This is a genomic window from Kitasatospora sp. NPDC058218, from assembly GCF_042882445.1.
Classification (GTDB): domain Bacteria; phylum Actinomycetota; class Actinomycetes; order Streptomycetales; family Streptomycetaceae; genus Kitasatospora.
In genome coordinates, this window is record NZ_JBHVWC010000057.1 from 1 (window position 1) to 18,981 (window position 18,981).

The window sequence follows — 18,981 nt, forward strand, 5'->3', positions numbered from 1 at the left end:
TCGCGCTGATCACCGACGCCATGGGCGCCGCCGGCATGGGCGACGGCCTCTACCCCCTCGGCCCCCTCCAGGTCGAGGTCAAGGACGGCGTCGCCCGGCTGGTCGAGGGCGGTGCGATCGCGGGCTCGACGCTCACCCTGGACGTGGCGTTCAAGCGGTCCGTCACCGTCAACGGCCTCTCCCCGGCCCAGGCGGTCGAGTCGCTCAGCGCCGTCCCGGCCCGGCTGCTCGGCCTCTCCGACTCGATCGGCTCGCTGGAGCCCGGCAAGAACGCCGACCTCGTCGTCCTCGACTCCGAGACCTACGACCTGGTCGCCGTCATGCGCCGCGGCGAGTGGATCACCGGCGGCGAGACCTTCGCACCGGTCGGACCCGCCTGACCCACCGACGACGACGGCCGCCCGCTCCCCTCGGGGAACGGGCGGCCGTCTCGCGTCCGGACGCGGGGCCGGTCAGCCGCCGTACGGCTCGACGGTCACCTGGTCGATCAGCACCGAACCACCGCTCGGGTTCGTGATGGCGACGGTGTTCGAGCCCGCCTGGAGCTGCGGCAGTATGAACGTGGTGTACCAGGAGGACGCCGGGTCCTTGCCGGGCGAGTAGTTCTTGAACGACAACCCGCTCGGCCAGTCCTTTCCGTTGACCGCGGCCGAGGCCTTCACATCGGTCGCCGCGTTGTTGAAGTGCACGGTCAGCTTGTAGGTGCCGGCCGCGGCGACGTCGCCGGTCCAGCTCACCGTGGCGCCCGACTGGAGGGTCAGGTAGGAGCCGTCCGCCGACTTGGCACCCTTCACGGTGTTGCCGGAGGGGGCGTTCTGGCCCTGCAGCTGGCTCGCGTCGACGGTGGACGGGCCTGCGGTGCCGGTGGCACCGGGCGACGCCGTGGTGGAGGCCGACGGCGCGCCGCCCGTGGCGCTCGGAACCGGCGGCGCCACGGTCTGGGAGCCGTTCTTGCCCTTCTTGTCGTTGTCCGGGTCACCGGTGGAGAGCGCTATGCCGGCGCCGATCGCGATCGCCGCGACCACCGCCACCGCGCCGATCACCGCACCCTTGCTCTTGCCGCTGCTCGCCCGCTCCTCGCCCGGCTGCGGCCGGGAGCGCTCGGCGTACCGGGTCTGCTGGGTGGGCGCGGAGCCGTACTCCTGCTGCTGCGCGGGCTGGTGCTGCGTGGGCGCACCGCCGTACTCGCCCTGTTCCGGCGGGTACGGCTGCCCCTGCGGGTAGCCCTGCTGCGGCGGGTACTGCTGCGGGCGCTGCTGCCCGTACTGCGCACGACCGACCTCCATCGGGCGGTTGTACGACGTACGCGGCACGCCCTGCTGCGGCTCGGCCGGCTGCGCGGCGCCGCCGCCGGCCGGACGGTAGAGGTAGCCGAAGGGATCGTCGTCCTGGGGGGCACCGCCCTCCGGGCTCTCGGGCACTCCGTTGCTGCCGGCGGTCGTCACGGTGGTCAACTCCCCGTCGCGGTGGCGCCGCCGGGCTGCCGTGCCGTCGGCGCAAGTGGTGGTCGCTCGTACCCGGGAACCCTACCTGCCGCAGCCGACTCGCCGAAAAGACCCCTTGACAACCCGCGAGTAGCCTTCACCTCACCGCCACAGGTCACCGGCGCCGCCGGGGCCCCGGCCCCGGGCCCCGGCCGGACAGGGCCTACCCCGCCCGGCGGTGCGAGCGCTCGCCCCGGGCCCCGCGCACCGCGCCGCCCCGGGCCCGCTTCTCGTCGTACATCCGCTCGTCCGCGGTGTGCAGCACCTCCTCGATGCTCATCCCGCAGCCCGCCCAGCCGACGCCGAGGCTGACGCCGACCCGCATCCCCCGGCCGTCGATCCGCATCGGCGGGATGATCGCGTTGCGCAGCCGGTGCGCGAGGTCCTTGGCCTCCTCGCGGCCGATGCCGTCGGCCAGCACCACGAACTCGTCGCCGCCGAGGCGGGCCACCGTGTCGCCGTCCCGGACGGCCTGGCTCAGCCGGCGGGCGACCTCGACCAGGACGGCGTCGCCCGCGTTGTGACCGAACCGGTCGTTGATCGACTTGAAGCCGTCGAGGTCGCAGAAGAGCACCGCGAGCCCCTTGTCCGCCGCGGCCGCGCCGCCCGAGCGGAACGGGCCCGACCAGACGTCACCGCCCGGGCCGTGGTCGGCGGGGACCACCGCGTGCACGTGCTCGCCGTAGCCGGCGGCCGGCAGCGGGTAGCCCTCGGACACCACGTAGCCGTGCGTCGCGCCGGCCCGCGGGTCGGCCCCGTCCAGGCCCTCGTAGGCGGTGTGCGCGCTGTAGGAGTCGACGGCGTAGCCGCTGTACGGCTGCGCGTACGACCCCTCGCCGTGCCCGGCCGGGTGCTCGGCGAGGGCACCGACCGTCTGCGGTTCGTTGCAGAGCCGCCGCCCCAGTCGCGCCTTCAGCTCGGCGCCGTTCGGCAGACCGGTGAGCGCGTCGTGGCTGGCCCGGTGCGCGAGCTGGAGCTCGTGCCGCTTGCGGTCCTCGATGTCCTCGACGTGGGTGAGCAGGAAGCTCGGCCCCTCGGCCGCGTCCGCGACGATCGAGTTCCGCAGACAGACCCACTGGTAACCGCCGTCCCGCCGGGACAGCCGCAGTTCCGCCCGGCCGCTCTCGGCGCTGGTGCGCTCCAGCAGGGCGCGGTCGTCGGGGTGGACGAGATCGGCGAAACTCTGCTGGCGCAGCACCGCGCGGGGGCGGCCGAGCAGTCGACAGAGCGCGTCGTTGACCCTGGTCAGCTGGCCGCGCCCGGCGCCGTGCAGCTCGGTGATGGCCATCCCGCTGGGTGCGTACTCGAAGGCCTGGCGGAAGCTCTCCTCGCTGGCCCGCAGCGCCTGCTGCTCCTTCTCCAGGCGGGCCAGCGCGCGCTGCATCTCGGCCCGCAGCCGGGCGTTGCCGATCGCGATGGAGGCCTGGAGCGAGAACATCTCCAGCGCCTCGCGGGTCCAGGCGCCGGGCCGCTTGCCGCTGCGCGGGCGGTCCACCGAGAGCACGCCGAGCAGGTCGCCGCCGGCGCTGTACATCGGGGCGAGCAGGCCGTCCGCCGGGTGCCAGTCGTTGGCGTAGACGGGCATCGGGCCGTCGCCGATCCAGCGCGGAATGTCGCTGGCCACGGCCCAGCCGCGGTCGTAGGGCAGGAAGCGCAGGGTGCCCCAGTGGTCGCTGACGCCGAGCAGTCGGTCCCAGGACTCGCGCGAGCCGACCTGGCCGAGCAGCACGGAGGGACCGCCCATGGCGCTCTCCTCCAGCTCCCAGACGGCCGCCACCACGAGGTCGCCGTCCGGGCGGACCAGGCTGACCGCCGCGGCGTCGAAGCCGAGCCCGTGCACCGCGCCCTCGACCACAGCCTGCAGCGTGCCCGCCAGGCTGCGGGCAGCGTTGAGGTCCGCCACGACCCGGTGCAAGGTGCGGAGGGTCGCGAGACGGACGTAAGGCTCCGACTCGGCTTCCATGCGGGGGCTCCCCGGCTGCTTCGGATAGTTCTTGAATGGTTATCGTCCGATTGCCAGAAGAACTGAATCACAGGGAGCACAGCGTTCGGCACGCTCGGTCAGCAATAGGCCACCACTTGTGACTTAAATCACACGACACTTATGCACCCTTAATCAGCTCATCCGCCCCATAACGGGACATAGGGCTTTATAGGAACATTTCTGGTGGTCGGCCGCATTGACCGCGCACTGAAGCCGCCTGCCGCCCGGCAGGCCCCCCACTTCACCCCTGGGGGTGAGCCTCGCCGCAGACCGTAACCTCTGCGCCGCTGGTCCTACGACCACGGCCCGATGCCGTTCCGCCCGGCCGCCGACTAGCGTGCGGTACGTGTACTCGGCTCCGCAGCCCGAAGCTGCCTCCCAAGCGACGCCCGACGAGTTCCGGGCGGCACTCTCCCAGCTCGCCTCCGGCGTGAGCCTGGTGACCGTCCACGACCCGGAGGACGGCGAGGACGTCGGCATGACCGCCACCTCCTTCCTCTCGGTCTCACTGGAACCGCCGCTGGTGCTGATCTCCGTCCGGGAGGACTCCCGGATGGACGAGGTGCTCTCCCGCGCCGACACCTGGGCGGTCTCCCTGCTCGCCGAGGAGCAGAAGGCGCTCGGCTCGCGGTTCGCCATGAAGGGCCGGCTCAGCGACCGGCTGCTGTTCGCCGACGCCCCGCACCACCGGGGCCGCCACAGCGGCGCGCCACTGATCGACGGCGCGCTCGCCACCGTCGAGTGCCGCACCGAGCAGCGGATAGCCGCCGGCGACCACACCCTGCTGCTCGGCCGCGTCCTGGAGGCCGCGGTGCCGAACGCCGGCGGCCGCCCCCTGCTCTACTTCGGCGGCGGCTACCGCCGGCTGGGCTGACCCCGGCCGCCCGGCTACTCGCCCTTCGGCGAGCGCCGGCCCTGCTTCAGCTCGGCCCGGTGCCGCTTGTTGGTCAGTCGCCGCTCGACCGTGCCCCGGCTGGGCTTCGTCGCCCGGCGGGCCTTCGGCGGCGGCGCCGTGGCCTCGCCCAGCAGCGACGCCAGCCGGGCCGCGGCGACCTCGCGGTTGCGCCACTGCGAGCGGTGCTCCGAGGCGCGCACCACGAGCACCCGCCCGTCCACCAGCCGCCCGGCCAGCCGCTCCAGGGCGCGCTGCTTCCACACCTCGGGCAGCGCCGCGGAGGCCGCCAGGTCGTAGCGCAGCTCCACCTGGGTGTCGGAGGTGTTGACGTGCTGGCCACCGGGGCCGGAGGAACGGGAGAAACGCCAGAGGAGCTCGGCGTCGGGGACGACCACCGATCCCCGGACGCGGATGGGCTCGGGCATGCGCCCATCATCCCGTGCCCGGGCCCACCGGTCACGCGGTTATCCGGTCACCCGGCCGCCCGGTTATCCACAGCCGCCCGCAGCCCCGACAATGGCGTACGTGATCGAGCTCGGCTACTCCCTCTCCAACCGCTTCCCCGACCCCCCGCAGACCGACTACCGCAGCGCCTCCGTGCACGCCCTGCGGTACGACCTCTTCTGCGGCGACGTCTACCTGGACGCCGACGGCACCGAACTCTCCACCGCCTGGGGCTGGGTGCCGGTGCTGGACTTCGCCTGGGCGCTGTGCGACATCGTCGAGGAGCTGGACCGCGACCCGGACGGCAGCCGCGCCGCCCGGGTGCAGAGCTCCGACCTCGACTTCACCCAGAACACCGAGCTGCTGCGGTTCGCCCGCCGGTTCAACTGGGTCGAGGTGACCGCCACCTGGCTGCCGGACGGGCCGCCCGCGGTGGTCCGGCACAGCGATCTGCGCCGCGAGGCCCGGGATTTCCTCCAGGACACGCTGGCCGATCTCTTCGACATGCACCCCGACCTGGCCGACAATCCGAACATCTGGTCACTTCAGGGCCGCTTCCGCAGAATCTGAGCGGGAATCCGGGCGAGCTTCGACCTGGCCGAGCACCCATCCGTCATTCGCCGGGACAATGTGAGCCGCGATGCGTGGAACCAAGTCCACGGTCCCCCGCGTTATCCCGGGCAAAAGCAACGAAGGGACAGCAAACACCATGCCAGTGAGCCTCTCCAAGGGTGGCAACGTCTCGCTGACCAAGGAGGCCCCCGGCCTGTCCGCGGTCACCGTCGGTCTCGGCTGGGACGTCCGGACCACGACCGGTGCCGAGTTCGACCTCGACGCCAGCGCGATCGTGCTGAACGCCGACGGCAAGGTGCTGTCCAACAGCCACTTCATCTTCTTCAACAACACCAGCACCCCGGACAGCACCGTCGTCCACACCGGTGACAACCGCACCGGCGAGGGCGCCGGCGACGACGAGGCGATCAACGTCAACCTCGCCGGCCTGCCGGCCGAGGCCGTCAAGATCACCTTCCCGGTCTCGATCTACGACGCGGTCGCCCGCTCGCAGAACTTCGGCCAGGTCCGCAACGCCTACATCCGCGTGATCAACGCGGCCGGCGGTGCCGAGATCGCGCGCTACGACCTCTCCGAGGACGCCGCCACCGAGACCGCCATGATCTTCGGCGAGCTCTACCGCAATGGCGCCGAGTGGAAGTTCCGCGCCGTCGGCCAGGGCTACGCCTCCGGTCTCGCGGGCATCGCGCAGGACTTCGGCGTCCAGCTCTGACGCTCCCGAAGCGCCCGGCCCCCACCCCGGAGGCCGGGCGCTTCGCCGTTCCCGCGCCCGCCTGCCCGCCTCCTGCCCGGGGGAGGGCCGCCGACGCCTCGGCGCGCGTCCTCGGCCGGGCCGGGGGCGCGCGCCGAGGGCGGCAGCCGGAGGTTCAGCGCGAGGCGCGCAGCTCCGGGAGCTGGAGCAGCTCGGTCTCGTCGTCCGGGGTCAGGTCCACCACGGTCGGCCCGGCCTCGGAGAGCTCGCCCCCGGCCTGCTCGGCCCCGTCCTGCTCGACCTCCGGCTCCAGGTCGACCTGCTCGACCGGCGGCTGCGGCCGGCCCTGGACGACGGCCACCGGAGCGGCCTTGGCCGCGGCGACCGCCTCGTCGCCCACCACGTCCGCCAGGTCGGCCCGCTCGCCCAGCTCCGCGACACTGCCCACGGCCGGCGCCGGAGCCGCCGGCCGCCCGGCCGCGCCGGAGCGACCGAAGAAGCTGAAGCCCTGCCCCCGGGTCTGCTGCGGACGCGGCCGCTGCCGCTCGCCCGCCGCCACCACGGGCGTGCCCGGCGTCCCGCCCGACTGCCCGCCCAGCTGCCCGACCGTCGCCGTCAGCGCCGGCCGCGGCGCGGGCGCCGGAGCGACCACCGCGGGCCTGGACGCCGCCGGCGTGGGCACCGCGGGAGCCACCGGAGCCGGCACCGGACGGGCGGGTGCCACCGGCGCGGCCGCGGGGACGGGAGCCGGCGCGGTACGGGCCCGCAGCGCGACCTCCGCACCCGCCGCGCGCTCGCGCTGCGCGTCCCGGGCCGCCGCCTGCCGCTCCAGGTGCCGCAGCACGGCCGCGGCCCGGACGAACGCGGCCGGGCTGGCCGGGTACTTGGGGCGGGCGGCCGCGAGCGCCCGCTGGGTCGCCTCGGCCTCCTTGAGCGCCTGCTCGGCGACCGCCACGGCGCGCTCGCGCAGCAGCCGGGCGATCTCCGTCTCGGCCTTGGCCAGCCGCGACTTCTCGGCCGTCAGCCGCCGCCCGAAGCGGGTGGCCCGCTCCTCGGCGACCTCCGCCGCGTACTCGGCCTCGGCGAGCTGCTCCTCGAAGCGCTCCTCGGCCCGCAGCCGCTGCGCGGCGGACACCTCGGCGGCGGCCCGGGCGGCCCGGTCGCGCTGGCGCAGCAGCACGGCGATGCCGAGCGCGGCCAGCACGGCGGCGACGCCCACCGAACGGACCAGGACGGTGTCCTGACTGAAGAGCAGCGCTGCCACCGCGGCGACGATGAGCACGCCGGCGGCGGTGGGGGGAAGGATCCGGCCGAGGACGGAGGAATGACGGTGGCGTCCGCGAGACATGCCAAGAAACTAGCGTGCGAATTGGGGCCGTGTCAGCCCAGGGTCCGCTTTGGCCCTTGACACTGCGCAAGCTTTACCGCACGTGCCCGGGCCCTCACCCAAGATCACCGGGGAAGGTCGGCTCAGCGGTGCGAGGTCGCCGGCCCGCTCGGGTCGTCGTGGTCCTCCGGCAGCTTGCACACGTGCTGCAGCCAGAGCGCCGCCGCGATCACCGCGACGCCGGCCAGCACCGAGAAGCCGGCCGTGACGGCCTGGTCCTGGCGCGCCGGCACGTCCAGCTCACCGAGCAGGTAGATCCCCGCACCCGCGTAGATGCCGGTGACCACCGCCGAGACCAGTGCGCTCGCCTGCGCCAGCACCACCGCCCGGGCGGCGCCCAGCGGGTCGACCCCCTTCGCCCCGGGCTGCCGCTCGCGGGCCGCCTTCAGCCGGGACCGCAGCGAGATCGCCGTGGCGAGCAGGATCGCCGCCACCGCGGCCAGCACCACCGGCGCCGCACCCGGCACCGCGGGCAGGGTGTCCAGGGAGGCCCACAGCTTGGCACCGGCCCAGGACAGTGCCGTCGTTGCGGCGGTGATGCCGACCAGCAGACGGAGGCGGAGCAGCTTCACTCGGACGTGGTCCTTCCCGGGGGTTGCGGAGTCGGGCGGCCGCCCCCGGCCTGGCCCTGCTCCCCCCGGCCCGGCGGCTGGGAGGCGCCCCGGCCCGGCGACGGGCGGGAGGACGGTACGACGGCGCCAGGCCACCGTACCGGGCCCGGACCGGCGGGCACCCGCGCGGATGGCGGACACCTACTCGACGGCCGGGGACCCCGTCCGAGTTCCCCGGCCGCCGCGCCGACGCGGCCTACTCCGGCAGGGTCAGCCCGATGTCCTCGCGCCGCCGGACGCCCTGGGCGTCGGCGCCGCCGAGCGCCTGGAGCAGCGCGGCGACCTGGCCGTGGCCGGGCACCTCGGCCTCCGGCTGGGCGTCGAGCCAGGGGGCGAGCACGAAGGCCCGCTCGTGCGAGCGCGGGTGCGGCAGCAGCAGCTGCGGGTCGTCGCTGGTGACGCCCTCGTAGGCGAGGATGTCGACGTCCAGCGTCCGCGGACCCCAGCGGACGGTGCGGACCCGGCCGAAGGCGTCCTCGATCGCGTTGCCGCGCTCCAGCAGGTCGCGCGGGGGCAGGGTGGTGCGCAGCACGACCACCGCGTTGTAGTAGTTGGGCTGCTCGTCGGGCCCGCCGAGGGCCTCCGTCTCGTACACGCCGGAGACGGCCTTGATCTTGAGCCCGGGGGTGTCGGCGAGGGCGTCCACGGCACCCTGGAGGGTGTCCAGGCGGTTGCCCAGGTTGGAGCCGAGGGCGATCACGGCGCAGCGCTGGCCGTGCAGCGTCGTGTCGGCCGAGTCCACCCGGCTCTCCAGGTCGAACGTGGTCGGCGAGGCGGTCGGGTCGCTGGTGCTCATCGGACTTCCCCTACAACTGGAATGGGCTCTGCGGCTGGCACGGGGTGCGCGGTGCGGGTCATGCGCGGCCCCGGTGGATGGTCACGGTCACGTCGTCGAACGGCACGGTGATCGGGGCGTCCGGCTTGTGCACGGTGACCTCGACCTCCTCGACCGCCTCGTGCTTCAGGCACTGGTCGGCGATGCGCTGGGCCAGCGTCTCGATCAGGTCGACCGGCTCGCCGGCGATGATCGCGGTGACCTCCTCGGCCACGATGCCGTAGTGCGCCGTGCGGGTGAGGTCGTCGCCGGACGCGGCGGGGCGGGTGTCCAGGTGGAGCACGAGGTCCACCACGAAGGTCTGGCCCTCGACGCGCTCGCGCTCGAAGACGCCGTGGTGGCCCCGGGCACGCAGGCCCCGCAGGGTGACGCGGTCCAGCAAACGAATCACTGCTCCCAGTCGGACGGGCCCTGCCCCTGAAGAGCGGCGGGAGGGCAGGACGGAGACGGGCACCACGCCCGCCACTGCGTTGTGAATCTACCCGCGAGCGCGGACAACGCCTGACCGTCCTACCCGGCACGAACCGACGCCACGCGCACCGGAATGGCGATTGACGTGAACGTTCGGTGACCGCCCGGGAATTCCCGGGCCGCCGCCGGGAGACGATTTCCCGACGACCCCCGGATCAGTCCTCGTCCTCGTCGTCCCCGCTGGTCAGGACGGGTGAACCGTGGTGGGACCAGAGCTTCCAGCCCGCCGGGGTGCGGCGGAAGAGATTGGTCGAGACGACCTTTCCGCCGACCAGCGGGCCGAGTTCGCCCTCCTCCTCGGCCTCGCCGCCGGAAAGGATGTTCTCGGTGCACGTGACAAGGGCCACATCGCCCTGCACCTCGGCCTCGACGTCGGTCAGGATGAACTGGATGTACTCCGTGTTCGCCATGATCAGCATGTACGAGCGGGTCACCTGGGCCCGCCCGCGCAGCACCGGCCAGCCGGGGTGCACGCACACCACGCCGCCCTTGTCGTCGGCCTCGTCGGCCCCCAGCCAGGCCTCCTCGACGGCCTCCAGATCGCCGTTCTCCAGCGCCTCGTACAGCCGCCGGTTGGCCTCCAGTACGGCCTCCCGATCCGCTTCACGGGCCCGCTGACCCGCGGTCTCGCCGCTCACCCTGCCGTCACCTGCCACAGACCCTCCCGTTTCACCTGCCCACCCGGCCCGCCGACGGGCCGGAGGGGTCCTGCCGGGCCGCGCGCTGCCAGGCCGCGACCACCCGGACGGCGTCCGCCGTGCCGGACACGTCGTGCACCCGCACCGCCCAGGCACCGGCCCTGGCCGACAGCACCGACACCGCAGCGGTCGCGTCGTCGCGCTCCCTGGCCGGGCGCAGTTCCCCGGTTTCCGGGTCGGCGAGCAGCGTACCCAGGAACCGCTTGCGCGATGCGGCCACGAGGACGGGACGGCCGAGCGCGGTGAGCGCGGAGAGCCCGCCGAGCAGGGCCCAGTTGTGCTCGGCGGTCTTGGCGAAGCCCAGGCCCGGGTCCAGGATCAGCTGCTCCTCCTTGACGCCGGCGGCCAGCAGCGCGTCCACCCGGGCGGTGAGCTCGCCGACCACGTCGGCGACCACGTCGCCGTAGACCGCCTGGCTGTCCATGTCCGCGGACTGCCCGCGCCAGTGCATCACCACGAAGGGCGCGCCGGTCTCGGCCACCACCCGGGCCATCGCCGGGTCGGCCAGGCCGCCGGAGACGTCGTTGATGATCCGGGCACCGGCCGCGACGGCCTGCTCGGCGACGCGGGCGCGCATGGTGTCGACCGAGACGACCACGCCGGAGTCGGCCAGCTCGCGCACCACCGGCAGCACCCGGCCCAGTTCCTCCTCCTCGGGCACCCGCTGCGAGCCGGGGCGGGTGGACTCGCCGCCGACGTCCACCAGGTCCGCGCCGCGGGCCCGGAGCGCGAGGCCGTGGGCGATGGCCCGTGCGGGGTCGTGCCACATCCCGCCGTCCGAGAAGGAATCGGGGGTCACGTTGACCACGCCCATCACGGCGCAGCGGTCGAGCCGCGGCAGTCCGGCCGGCAGCGAGAAGGACAGCGAAGTGCTCATAACCCCATTATCAGTTCAAGTCCCCGGTCCCTCGGATACGGCCGGACCCCCGCCGGGTGTGTCCGACGGGGGTCCGGTGACGGGCGCGGGCGCGCCTCAGGCGGCCTCGGTGACCTCCGGGCGGGCCTGGGCCGGCAGGCCCTGGCGCTGCGGCTTGCGGCCGAAGCGCGGCATGCCCAGGGTGATGAAGGCCTCGGCCTGCATCGCGGCGAAGCCGATCCGGGGCAGGTCCCGGGTGTTCGGGAAGACCAGGAAGCGCGGCTCCCACTCGGGCTGGAACTTGGCGTTGAACTTGTACAGCGACTCGATCTGGAACCAGCGCGAGAGGAAGACCAGCAGCCCGCGCCAGGCCCGCAGCACCGGGCCGGCGCCGATCCGCTCACCGCGCGCCAGGGCCGAGCGGAACATCGCGAAGTTGAGCGAGACCCGGCGCACGCCCATCGCCGGCACGGCCTGCAGCGCGGCCACGATCAGCAGCTCGTTCAGACCGGGGTCGGCGGCACGGTCGCGGCGCATCAGCTCCAGCGAGATGCCGTCCGGCCCCCAGGGCACGAAGTGCAGCACGGCCTTCAGGTCGTCGCCGCTCTCGCCCTCCTCCGGCGCCCTGTGGGCGGTGACCACCACGCAGGCGTCGTCGCCCGGCTCGCCGAAGCGGCCGAGGGCCATCGAGAAGCCGCGCTCGGTGTCGGTGCCGCGCCAGCGGGCGGCGGCGTCGGCGATCCGGTGCCGCTCCTCCGCCGTGAGCTCCGCGACGCGGCGCACCTGGCAGGAGTAGCCGTTGCGCTCGATCCGCTTGACCATCTGCCGGACGTTGCGCATCGCCCGGCCGGAGAGCGAGAACGTGCTCGTGTCGACGATCGCCTCGTCGCCAAGCTCCAGCGCGTCCAGCCCCGCCTCGCGGGTCCAGACCTCGCCGCCGACCTCGCTGCAGCCCATCACGGCCGGCACCCAGGCGTGCTCGCGGGCCTCGGTCATGAACACCTTGATCGCGCCGGGCCAGGCCTCGACGTCACCGACCGGGTCGCCGGAGGCGAGCATCACGCCGGAGACCACCCGGTAGGAGATCGCCGCCTTGCCGGAGGGCGAGAACAGCACGCTCTTGTCCCGGCGCAGCGCGAAGTAACCGAGCGAGTCGCGCTCGCCGTGCCGGTCGAGCAGCGCGCGGACCTTCTCCTCGTCCTCGGCGGTCAGCTCGGGCTTGGGCTTCTCCGGGCGCAGCGCCAGGTAGGCGGTGGTGAAGGCGGTGATCAGGCCCAGCCCGCCGAGCAGGTAGGCGACCAGGTCGGAGACCCGGTCCGAGCTGTAGTCGACCGGTCCTTCGAAGCCGAACAACCCGTACCCGACGTGCTCCAGGCGGTGGAACAGGCTCGGGTGCCCGAGCTCGTAGCCGGTCCGGGTCGAGACCACCAGCAGGCCGAGCCCCACGCTGATGGCGCCCATCACGACCAGGTTGACCACCGCCCGCCAGCGGGTGCGGGGGTCGGCCTTGGCGTAGAACTCGCGCCGGTGCACCAGCATCACCGCGAACAGCACCAGCGAGACGACCGCCGGGCCGATCTGGTGCCAGCGCAGGATGTGCAGCGCCGCGCCGACCGGCAGCAGCACGCAGACGGCCCGCCAGGCGCGCCGCTTGCGGCGCCGAAGCGCGTGGGCGAGCAGCACCAGCAGCAGGCCGACCATCAGCGTGCCGGCCGCGGCCAGGGTCGTGGTACCGCCGGGCAGCTGCCCGGCGAAGGTGTGCACCTTGGTGTGCCGGAGCTTCGGGAACACCGCACTGGCGATGTCCACCAGCCCGATCAGCAGACAGGCGTAACCGACCGCGCCGGGCAGCCAGGCCCGGGGGACGGCGGCCGCTTGGGTACGAAGCGTCTGCAGGCCGCGGCGGCGGGGCGGCTGCTCGGGGCTCGGCTCAACGGACACGGGAACGCTCATGGAAGCTCAGCGTAGAGGCTGCGGAGCGCAGTCCTGTCACTCCGGGGGAGGAGTTGTGAGGGACCTTCATGCCTTTTCCTTCATCGGGCAATGCGCCCGCCAAACATCCGGAAACGGAGGGTAAACCGGGGTCGGGTGGGCGCTGCGATTGAGCCGAGGGGTGGGCGCCGGAGCCCCTAGCCGCGTGGCGCGACGGACCCCCGCATACCCGGTACGTACGGTGGACGCCGCATTCCAGGGCGCCGGTTGCGCCGGACCACTCCCGGGCTCCGGCCTGCCCCGACGTCCGGACAGCCTAGCCGCGATGGCCCCGGCTGACGCACCGCCAGACGATGAAGCCTGCCCCGAGAGTTTCCCACCGGAAGGCCGACGGCATGGAACTGACCAGCGACGCGCTGGTGAACTCGCTGCTCGCGCTCGGCGCGGCGGCCCTGCTCACCACCCTCTGGCTCTGGCCCCGGCTGGCCCGCCAGCGCCCGCTCCCGGTGCTCGGCCGGATCGCGCTGCTGATGGTCACTCAGGTCTCGGTGCTCGCGGTGCTGGCGCTGTCGGTCAACAACTCGTTCGGCTTCTACACCTCATGGGACGACCTGCTCAGCCCCGGTGGCACCAAGCTGGCGCTGACCAGCAGCGAGAACCACCACGGCAACGCCCCGGTCTCGGACGCACTGGTCCAGCCGACCGAGGAGGGCGGCCTGGAGACCGTCACCGATCTGCCCAAGGGCCCGCCGGAGGAGGTCGGCAAGATCGAGTCGGTCCGGGTCGCGGGCAAGGAGACCGGCCTCTCCGACCAGATGTTCGTGTACCTTCCGCCCGAGTACTTCGACCCGAAGCTCGCCATGGTGCGCTTCCCGGTCCTGCTGGCCATCGCCGGCTTCCCGGGCACCACCATGCACCTGGTCAAGGACCTGCCCGTCCCGCAGACCGCCTGGGAGCTGCGCAAGGCCGGCAAGATGGCCCCCGCGATCATCGTGATGACCCGCCCGACCGTCGCCCCGCCGCGCAACACCGAGTGCGTCGACGTCCCCGGCGGGCCGCGCGCCGAGTCCTGGTTCGCGAAGGACGTGCCCGAGGCGCTGCGCTCGGCGTACCGGGTCAGCCGTTCGCCGTCGTCCTGGGGCGTGCTCGGCTTCTCCACCGGCGGCAGTTGCGCGATGCGGCTCGCGATGCGCTACCCGGACGTCTACGGCAACGGCGTGGGCATGCACGGCGACTTCAAGGTCGCCGAGGACCAGTTCACCGGCGGCAACCTCTTCGGCGGCGACAAGGCACTGGCCGACCAGAGCGACCTCGGCTGGCGGCTGCAGAACCTCCCCGCCCCCAGCCTCTCGCTGCTGGTGATCAGCACCCGCAAGGAGAGCGACTACCCGGAGACGGTGAAGTTCGTCGACCTCGCCCAGCAGGTCGCGACCGCCAACCCGCAGTTCAAGGTCGAGTCGCTCTACCTGGACGACGGCGGCCACAACTTCGACAGCTGGATCCGCGAGCTGCCGGCCGCCCTGGAGTGGATGAGCGCCCGGCTCACCTGGACCTGACCGCCGCCGGGCGGGTGATTACCGGCCGGGCCGGGCCGCTCCGGCGCCGTCCCGGGGAACGTATCGCGACCGCCCGGCCGAACGGCCGGCGCAGACCCGGATCCGTGCAGGAGGCCCCATGCTCAGCACCCGATCGCTCTTCACCGAGATCTACCGCAACGACGAGGCCTACCAACTGTTCTGCAGCATCGCGGCCGGCGGCGAGGACCAGGGCGGCTGGGAGAACGAGCGGATCACCGCCCTCACCCGCGACCCGGTCCTCGCCCCCAAGATCGCCCGGCACGGCGCCGACGAACGCAAGCACGGCCGGATCTTCACCCAGCTGCTGAACAAGCGCGGCCTGCCCAAGGTGGACGTCCCCGCCGAGGCCGACTACTGCATGCTGCTGGAGCGCCAGGGCGTCGGCCTCTCGCACGAGCGGCTGAACAGCGAGGTCCCGCTGGCCGAGCGCGAGATCATCACGTACCTGGTGCACAGCCGGGTCACCGAACAGCGGGCGGCCGAGCAGATGCGCCAGCTGGTCAAGGTGTACGGCGACAACCCGGACCTCGGCCGGGCGATGCGGATGATCTCCGCCGACGAGGACAACCACCTCGCGTACTGCCACGAGGAACTGCTCCGACTGGTCGCCCGGGGCCACGGCCCGTACATCCGGCACGCCCTGGAGACCAGCGCGCGCGGCGAGATCCGCACCCACCGGGACGTCGGCCTCGCCGTCACCGCCCGGATGGCGCGGATCCTCCGGTGGCCGCGCTGGCAGCTCGCCGTGGTCACGGCCGGCGTCCACGCGCTCTACCTGTACGACCGCGCGCTCGGCTGGCGGCGGATGGTGAAGCTGCGGATGCCCCGGCACCGCAACGCCCTGGGCACCCCGGCCCCACCGCACGTGGAGCACGAGGTGGTCTGAGCGCCGGCCCGGCGGAGCCGCCGGGCCGTCAGCGCCCGATGATCAGGCTCATCGCCTCGGCCCGGGTGGCCGGGTCGCGCAGCTGGCCGCGCACGCAGGAGGTGATGGTCTTGGCCCCGGGCTTGCGGATGCCGCGCATCGACATGCACATGTGCTCGCACTCGACCACGACGATCGCGCCGCGCGGTTCGAGGATCCGCATCAGCGCGTCCGCGACCTGGCTGGTGAGCCGCTCCTGCACCTGCGGGCGGCGGGCGTAGACGTCGACCAGCCGGGCCAGCTTGGACAGGCCGGTGATCTTGCCGGCGACCGACGGGATGTAGCCGACGTGCGCGACACCGCGGAACGGCACCAGGTGGTGCTCGCAGACCGACGTCAACTCGATGTCCTTGACCAGCACCATCTCGTCGTGGCCCAGGTCGAAGGTGGTGGTGAGGACGTCCTCCGGCTCCTGCCAGAGGCCCGCGAATATCTCCTTGTACGCCCTGGCGACCCGGGCCGGGGTCTCCAGCAGACCCTCGCGGTCCGGGTCCTCCCCCACGGCGAGCAGCAGCTCGCGGATGGCGTTCTCGGCCCGCTTCTGGTCGAAGGTCCCGACGGTGGACGGACCGTCGAGCGTCACCGGGTCGATCATGCGGGCCTCGCTAACTAGTGGGAAGACTTGGCTGAACAGCACGGATGCCGCGCCTCCAGGGTACAAACCCCGGTGGCGCGGCATCCATTCCGTCCGTCTCGCGGCCGGATCAGCCCTCGGCGGGCGGCTCCGCCGGCAGCGGCGGGAGCTTCACCACGTCGACCGGGGAGGCCTCGGCGGCGGTGGCGGCGGCGCCGTTGGTCAGCGCCAGCTCCTTCGGGGACTGCACCGGCGGCCTGGTGGACGGCGTCCGGCGGGACGAGCCCGTCCAGGCCGGCCGGGCCGGGCGCTTGACGATGGTCGAGAAGATCTCGGCGATCTGCTCCTTGTTGAGGGTCTCCTTCTCCAGGAGCTCCAGGACCAGGTTGTCGAGCACGTCGCGGTTCTCGACCAGGATCTCCCAGGCCTCGTTGTGCGCGTTCTCGATGAGCTTCTTGACCTCTTCGTCGACCAGGCCCGCGACCTCTTCCGAGTAGTCGCGCTGGTGGCCCATCTCACGACCGAGGAACGGCTCCGAGTTGTCCGAGCCGAACTTGATCGCGCCGAGGCGCTCGGTCATGCCGTACTGGGTCACCATGGCCCGCGCCGTGGCGGTGGCCTTCTCGATGTCGTTCGAGGCGCCGGTGGTCGGGTCGTGGAAGACCAGCTCCTCCGCCGCGCGCCCGCCCAGCATGTACGCCAGCTGGTCGAGCATCTCGTTGCGGGTGGTGGAGTACTTGTCCTCGTCCGGCAGCACCATGGTGTAGCCGAGGGCCCGACCGCGGGACAGGATCGTGATCTTGTGCACCGGGTCGCTGTTGGGGCACGCCGCCGCCACCAGGGCGTGGCCGCCCTCGTGGTACGCGGTGATCTTCTTCTCCTTCTCGGACATGATCCGGGTCCGCTTCTGCGGGCCGGCCACGACGCGGTCGATCGCCTCGTCCAGCGTGACGTTGTCGACCAGCTTCTTGTCCGAGCGGGCGGTCAGCAGAGCGGCCTCGTTGAGGACGTTCGCCAGGTCCGCACCGGTGAAGCCGGGGGTGCGCTTGGCGACGGCCGAGAGGTCGACGTCCGGCGCGACCGGCTTGCCCTTCTGGTGCACCTTGAGGATGTCCAGTCGGCCCTGGAGGTCGGGGCGCTCCACCGCGATCTGGCGGTCGAAGCGGCCCGGGCGCAGCAGCGCCGGGTCCAGGATGTCGGGGCGGTTGGTGGCCGCGATCAGGATCACGCCGCCCTTGACGTCGAAGCCGTCCATCTCGACCAGCAGCTGGTTGAGGGTCTGCTCGCGCTCGTCGTGGCCGCCGCCGAGACCCGCACCGCGGTGCCGGCCGACGGCGTCGATCTCGTCGACGAAGACGATCGCCGGGGCGTTCGCCTTGGCCTGCTCGAAGAGGTCGCGGACCCGGCTGGCGCCGACACCCACGAACATCTCGACGAAGTCCGAGCCGGAGATCGAGTAGAACGGCACCCCGGCCTCGCCCGCGACGGCACGCGCCAGCAGGGTCTTGCCGGTACCGGGCGGGCCGTAGAGCAGCACGCCCTTGGGGATCTTGGCGCCGACGGCCTGGAACTTGGCCGGCTCCTGCAGGAACTCCTTGATCTCGTGGAGCTCCTCCACCGCCTCGTCCGCACCGGCGACGTCCGAGAAGGTCGTCTTCGGGGTGTCCTTGGTGAGCAGCTTGGCCTTCGACTTGCCGAACTGCATGACGCGCGAGCCGCCGCCCTGCATCTGGTTCATCAGGAACAGGAAGACCAGAACGATGATCACGATGGGCAGCATCGACAGCAGCAGGCTGACGAAGGTGCTCTGCTTCTCCGGGCTGATGGTGTAGCCCTCGGAAAGGGTGCTCTGGTCGGTGTCGTTGATCTGGGCCTGGAGCTTGTCGGCGATCGCGACACCCTGGTCGCCGATGTACGAGGCCTGGAACTTGGAGCCGGACGGGGTCTTGCCCGTGCCGGCGTTGGACAGCGTTGCGCCGTCCTTCAGCTGGATCTTGATCGTGTTCGAGTCACCAGTGGTGATCTGCGCCGACTTGACCTGCTTGGCGTCGATCGCTGCGACGACCTGCCCGGTGTCCACCGTCTTGTAGCCGTTCGAGTCAGAAACGACCTGCATCAGCACGATGACGGCGAGGACGGCCAGCACGATCCACATGATCGGCGCACGGAAGTATCGCTTGACGTCCATCCATGCGGGGCGTTGCCGCCCCGTCCCTCCTGCCACTCGACGGCGCCGCGGGGCCTGGGCCGCCGGCGCATCCGGTCTCTGCTCATGTGAAGAGCGGTTTTATTGGACCGTACCGCAGTCCGACCCGCCGGTGGCGGGAGCACAGCGACACGACCTACTTCTATTTCCCACGATGCAACGGGCGAGAACGGTCCACTGTTCCCGTCCGTAGCCCGAACGGGGCCCGAAGGCTCCCTCAGCCGCCGTAGACGTGCGGGGCGAGGGTGCCGATGAAGGGGAGGTTGCGGAGCTTCTCCGCGTAGTCGAGCCCGTAGCCGACCACGAACTCGTTGGGGATGTCGAACCCGACGTACTTGACGTCGATCTCGACCTTGGCCGCGTCGGGCTTGCGCAGCAGCGTGCAGACCTCCAGCGAGGCCGGGCCGCGCGAGCCGAGGTTGCCCAGCAGCCAGGAGAGCGTGAGCCCGGAGTCGATGATGTCCTCGACGATCAGGACGTCGCGGCCGGCGATGTCGGTGTCGAGGTCCTTGAGGATCCGCACCACACCGGAGGACTTGGTGCCCATCCCGTACGAGGACACGGCCATCCAGTCCATCGTCACCTGCGAGTGCAGGGTACGGGCGAGGTCCGCCATGACCATCACGGCCCCCTTGAGGACACCGACGATCAGCAGGTCCTTGCCCGCGTAGTCCCGGTCGATGCGCTCGGCAAGCTCCAGGAGCTTGGCGTCGATCTCGTCCTTGCTGATGAGCACCTTCGCGAGGTCAGCGCCCATGTCGTTCTGGTCCACCGGGGATACGTCCTCAAACGTTCGGGGTCTGGATGGCCGGCGGCCCGGCGCCCCGGGAGCATGCCT

Annotated in this window: 19 protein-coding genes; 6 read left to right on the plus strand and 13 right to left on the minus strand. The window is 72.4% G+C overall.

Features of this window, described 5'->3' with window-relative positions; genetic code table 11:
* Nucleotides 1-380, plus strand: a 380-nt coding sequence (locus ACFVYI_RS30800; protein ID WP_387891680.1) for an amidohydrolase family protein, incomplete at its 5' end; no start/stop codon positions are given.
* Between the two features lie 72 nt (nucleotides 381-452).
* Here the strand turns inward: ACFVYI_RS30800 and ACFVYI_RS30805 are convergent.
* Both ACFVYI_RS30805 and ACFVYI_RS30810 read right to left on the minus strand, forming a co-directional pair.
* Entirely contained in the window at nucleotides 453-1,445 is a 993-nt protein-coding gene (locus tag ACFVYI_RS30805) for a hypothetical protein (protein ID WP_387891682.1), read from the minus strand.
* A 202-nt stretch (nucleotides 1,446-1,647) separates the two neighbouring features.
* Entirely contained in the window at nucleotides 1,648-3,447 is a 1,800-nt protein-coding gene (locus tag ACFVYI_RS30810) for a diguanylate cyclase domain-containing protein (RefSeq protein ID WP_387891684.1), read from the minus strand.
* 367 nt (nucleotides 3,448-3,814) lie between these two features.
* Here ACFVYI_RS30810 and ACFVYI_RS30815 point away from each other — a divergent pair, with 367 nt between their 5' ends.
* On the plus strand, nucleotides 3,815-4,342 hold the full coding sequence (locus tag ACFVYI_RS30815; RefSeq protein WP_387891686.1) for a flavin reductase family protein: 528 nt from the start codon (nucleotides 3,815-3,817) through the stop codon (nucleotides 4,340-4,342).
* A 14-nt stretch (nucleotides 4,343-4,356) separates the two neighbouring features.
* Here the strand turns inward: ACFVYI_RS30815 and arfB are convergent, their stop codons facing one another.
* A complete protein-coding gene (gene arfB, locus ACFVYI_RS30820) occupies nucleotides 4,357-4,788 on the minus strand; it encodes an alternative ribosome rescue aminoacyl-tRNA hydrolase ArfB (RefSeq protein WP_387891688.1) in 432 nt (143 codons plus the stop codon).
* Nucleotides 4,789-4,888: 100 nt separating this feature from the next.
* Here arfB and ACFVYI_RS30825 point away from each other — a divergent pair, with 100 nt between their 5' ends.
* Nucleotides 4,889-5,377, plus strand: a complete 489-nt coding sequence (locus ACFVYI_RS30825) for a hypothetical protein (protein ID WP_387891690.1) — start codon at nucleotides 4,889-4,891, stop codon at nucleotides 5,375-5,377.
* 139 nt (nucleotides 5,378-5,516) lie between these two features.
* On the plus strand, nucleotides 5,517-6,092 hold the full coding sequence (locus ACFVYI_RS30830; RefSeq protein WP_387891692.1) for a TerD family protein: 576 nt from the start codon (nucleotides 5,517-5,519) through the stop codon (nucleotides 6,090-6,092).
* Between the two features lie 154 nt (nucleotides 6,093-6,246).
* Here ACFVYI_RS30830 and ACFVYI_RS30835 read toward each other — a convergent pair whose 3' ends face one another.
* From ACFVYI_RS30835 to ACFVYI_RS30865, 7 genes are all read right to left on the minus strand, one after another.
* On the minus strand, nucleotides 6,247-7,419 hold the full coding sequence (locus ACFVYI_RS30835) for a hypothetical protein (protein ID WP_387891694.1): 1,173 nt from the start codon (nucleotides 7,417-7,419) through the stop codon (nucleotides 6,247-6,249).
* 122 nt (nucleotides 7,420-7,541) lie between these two features.
* Nucleotides 7,542-8,030 carry a DUF3180 domain-containing protein gene (locus ACFVYI_RS30840; RefSeq protein ID WP_387891696.1) on the minus strand — a complete coding sequence of 163 codons (489 nt, stop codon included), beginning with the start codon at nucleotides 8,028-8,030 and terminating at the stop codon, nucleotides 7,542-7,544.
* A gap of 235 nt (nucleotides 8,031-8,265) precedes the next feature.
* A complete protein-coding gene (gene folK, locus ACFVYI_RS30845; RefSeq protein WP_387891698.1) occupies nucleotides 8,266-8,865 on the minus strand; it encodes a 2-amino-4-hydroxy-6-hydroxymethyldihydropteridine diphosphokinase in 600 nt (199 codons plus the stop codon).
* Nucleotides 8,866-8,923: 58 nt separating this feature from the next.
* On the minus strand, nucleotides 8,924-9,283 hold the full coding sequence (gene folB / locus ACFVYI_RS30850; protein ID WP_387891786.1) for a dihydroneopterin aldolase: 360 nt from the start codon (nucleotides 9,281-9,283) through the stop codon (nucleotides 8,924-8,926).
* Between the two features lie 247 nt (nucleotides 9,284-9,530).
* Complete coding sequence (locus ACFVYI_RS30855) at nucleotides 9,531-10,013, minus strand: nuclear transport factor 2 family protein (RefSeq protein ID WP_387891700.1); 483 nt, start codon at nucleotides 10,011-10,013, stop codon at nucleotides 9,531-9,533.
* Nucleotides 10,014-10,044: 31 nt separating this feature from the next.
* Entirely contained in the window at nucleotides 10,045-10,950 is a 906-nt protein-coding gene (gene folP, locus ACFVYI_RS30860; RefSeq protein WP_387891702.1) for a dihydropteroate synthase, read from the minus strand.
* A 96-nt stretch (nucleotides 10,951-11,046) separates the two neighbouring features.
* Nucleotides 11,047-12,882 carry a phosphatidylglycerol lysyltransferase domain-containing protein gene (locus ACFVYI_RS30865; RefSeq protein ID WP_387891704.1) on the minus strand — a complete coding sequence of 612 codons (1,836 nt, stop codon included), beginning with the start codon at nucleotides 12,880-12,882 and terminating at the stop codon, nucleotides 11,047-11,049.
* Between the two features lie 374 nt (nucleotides 12,883-13,256).
* Between ACFVYI_RS30865 and ACFVYI_RS30870 the strand changes: the two genes are divergently transcribed.
* Both ACFVYI_RS30870 and ACFVYI_RS30875 read left to right on the plus strand, forming a co-directional pair.
* Nucleotides 13,257-14,417: an alpha/beta hydrolase gene (locus ACFVYI_RS30870; protein ID WP_387891706.1), complete on the plus strand. Its 1,161-nt coding sequence runs from the start codon at nucleotides 13,257-13,259 to the stop codon at nucleotides 14,415-14,417.
* A 118-nt stretch (nucleotides 14,418-14,535) separates the two neighbouring features.
* Nucleotides 14,536-15,324, plus strand: a complete 789-nt coding sequence (locus tag ACFVYI_RS30875; RefSeq protein ID WP_387891708.1) for a ferritin-like domain-containing protein — start codon at nucleotides 14,536-14,538, stop codon at nucleotides 15,322-15,324.
* A gap of 28 nt (nucleotides 15,325-15,352) precedes the next feature.
* On the opposite strand, the gene folE is transcribed toward ACFVYI_RS30875, so the two are convergent.
* The 3 genes from folE to hpt form a co-directional block, all read right to left on the minus strand.
* A complete protein-coding gene (folE, locus tag ACFVYI_RS30880) occupies nucleotides 15,353-15,958 on the minus strand; it encodes a GTP cyclohydrolase I FolE (protein ID WP_387891710.1) in 606 nt (201 codons plus the stop codon).
* A 109-nt stretch (nucleotides 15,959-16,067) separates the two neighbouring features.
* Nucleotides 16,068-18,125 (minus strand): ATP-dependent zinc metalloprotease FtsH, encoded by a 2,058-nt coding sequence (gene ftsH, locus ACFVYI_RS30885; protein ID WP_387891712.1) that lies wholly within the window; start codon nucleotides 18,123-18,125, stop codon nucleotides 16,068-16,070.
* Nucleotides 18,126-18,360: 235 nt separating this feature from the next.
* Nucleotides 18,361-18,915: a hypoxanthine phosphoribosyltransferase gene (hpt, locus tag ACFVYI_RS30890; protein ID WP_280685463.1), complete on the minus strand. Its 555-nt coding sequence runs from the start codon at nucleotides 18,913-18,915 to the stop codon at nucleotides 18,361-18,363.
* Nucleotides 18,916-18,981: the final 66 nt, after the last annotated feature.

What these genes read in the sequence shown, in the direction of transcription:
- ACFVYI_RS30865 (WP_387891704.1), bottom strand. Translation starts at nt 12,882, where the DNA reads ATGAGCGTTCCCGTGTCCGTTGAGCCGAGCCCCGAGCAGCCGCCCCGC.
- ACFVYI_RS30830 (WP_387891692.1), top strand. Translation starts at nt 5,517, where the DNA reads ATGCCAGTGAGCCTCTCCAAGGGTGGCAACGTCTCGCTGACCAAGGAG.
- folK (WP_387891698.1), bottom strand. Translation starts at nt 8,865, where the DNA reads ATGAGCACCAGCGACCCGACCGCCTCGCCGACCACGTTCGACCTGGAG.
- ACFVYI_RS30810 (WP_387891684.1), bottom strand. Translation starts at nt 3,447, where the DNA reads ATGGAAGCCGAGTCGGAGCCTTACGTCCGTCTCGCGACCCTCCGCACC.
- ACFVYI_RS30835 (WP_387891694.1), bottom strand. Translation starts at nt 7,419, where the DNA reads ATGTCTCGCGGACGCCACCGTCATTCCTCCGTCCTCGGCCGGATCCTT.
- ACFVYI_RS30875 (WP_387891708.1), top strand. Translation starts at nt 14,536, where the DNA reads ATGCTCAGCACCCGATCGCTCTTCACCGAGATCTACCGCAACGACGAG.
- ACFVYI_RS30870 (WP_387891706.1), top strand. Translation starts at nt 13,257, where the DNA reads ATGGAACTGACCAGCGACGCGCTGGTGAACTCGCTGCTCGCGCTCGGC.
- ftsH (WP_387891712.1), bottom strand. Translation starts at nt 18,125, where the DNA reads ATGGACGTCAAGCGATACTTCCGTGCGCCGATCATGTGGATCGTGCTG.
- folP (WP_387891702.1), bottom strand. Translation starts at nt 10,950, where the DNA reads ATGAGCACTTCGCTGTCCTTCTCGCTGCCGGCCGGACTGCCGCGGCTC.
- arfB (WP_387891688.1), bottom strand. Translation starts at nt 4,788, where the DNA reads ATGCCCGAGCCCATCCGCGTCCGGGGATCGGTGGTCGTCCCCGACGCC.
- folE (WP_387891710.1), bottom strand. Translation starts at nt 15,958, where the DNA reads ATGATCGACCCGGTGACGCTCGACGGTCCGTCCACCGTCGGGACCTTC.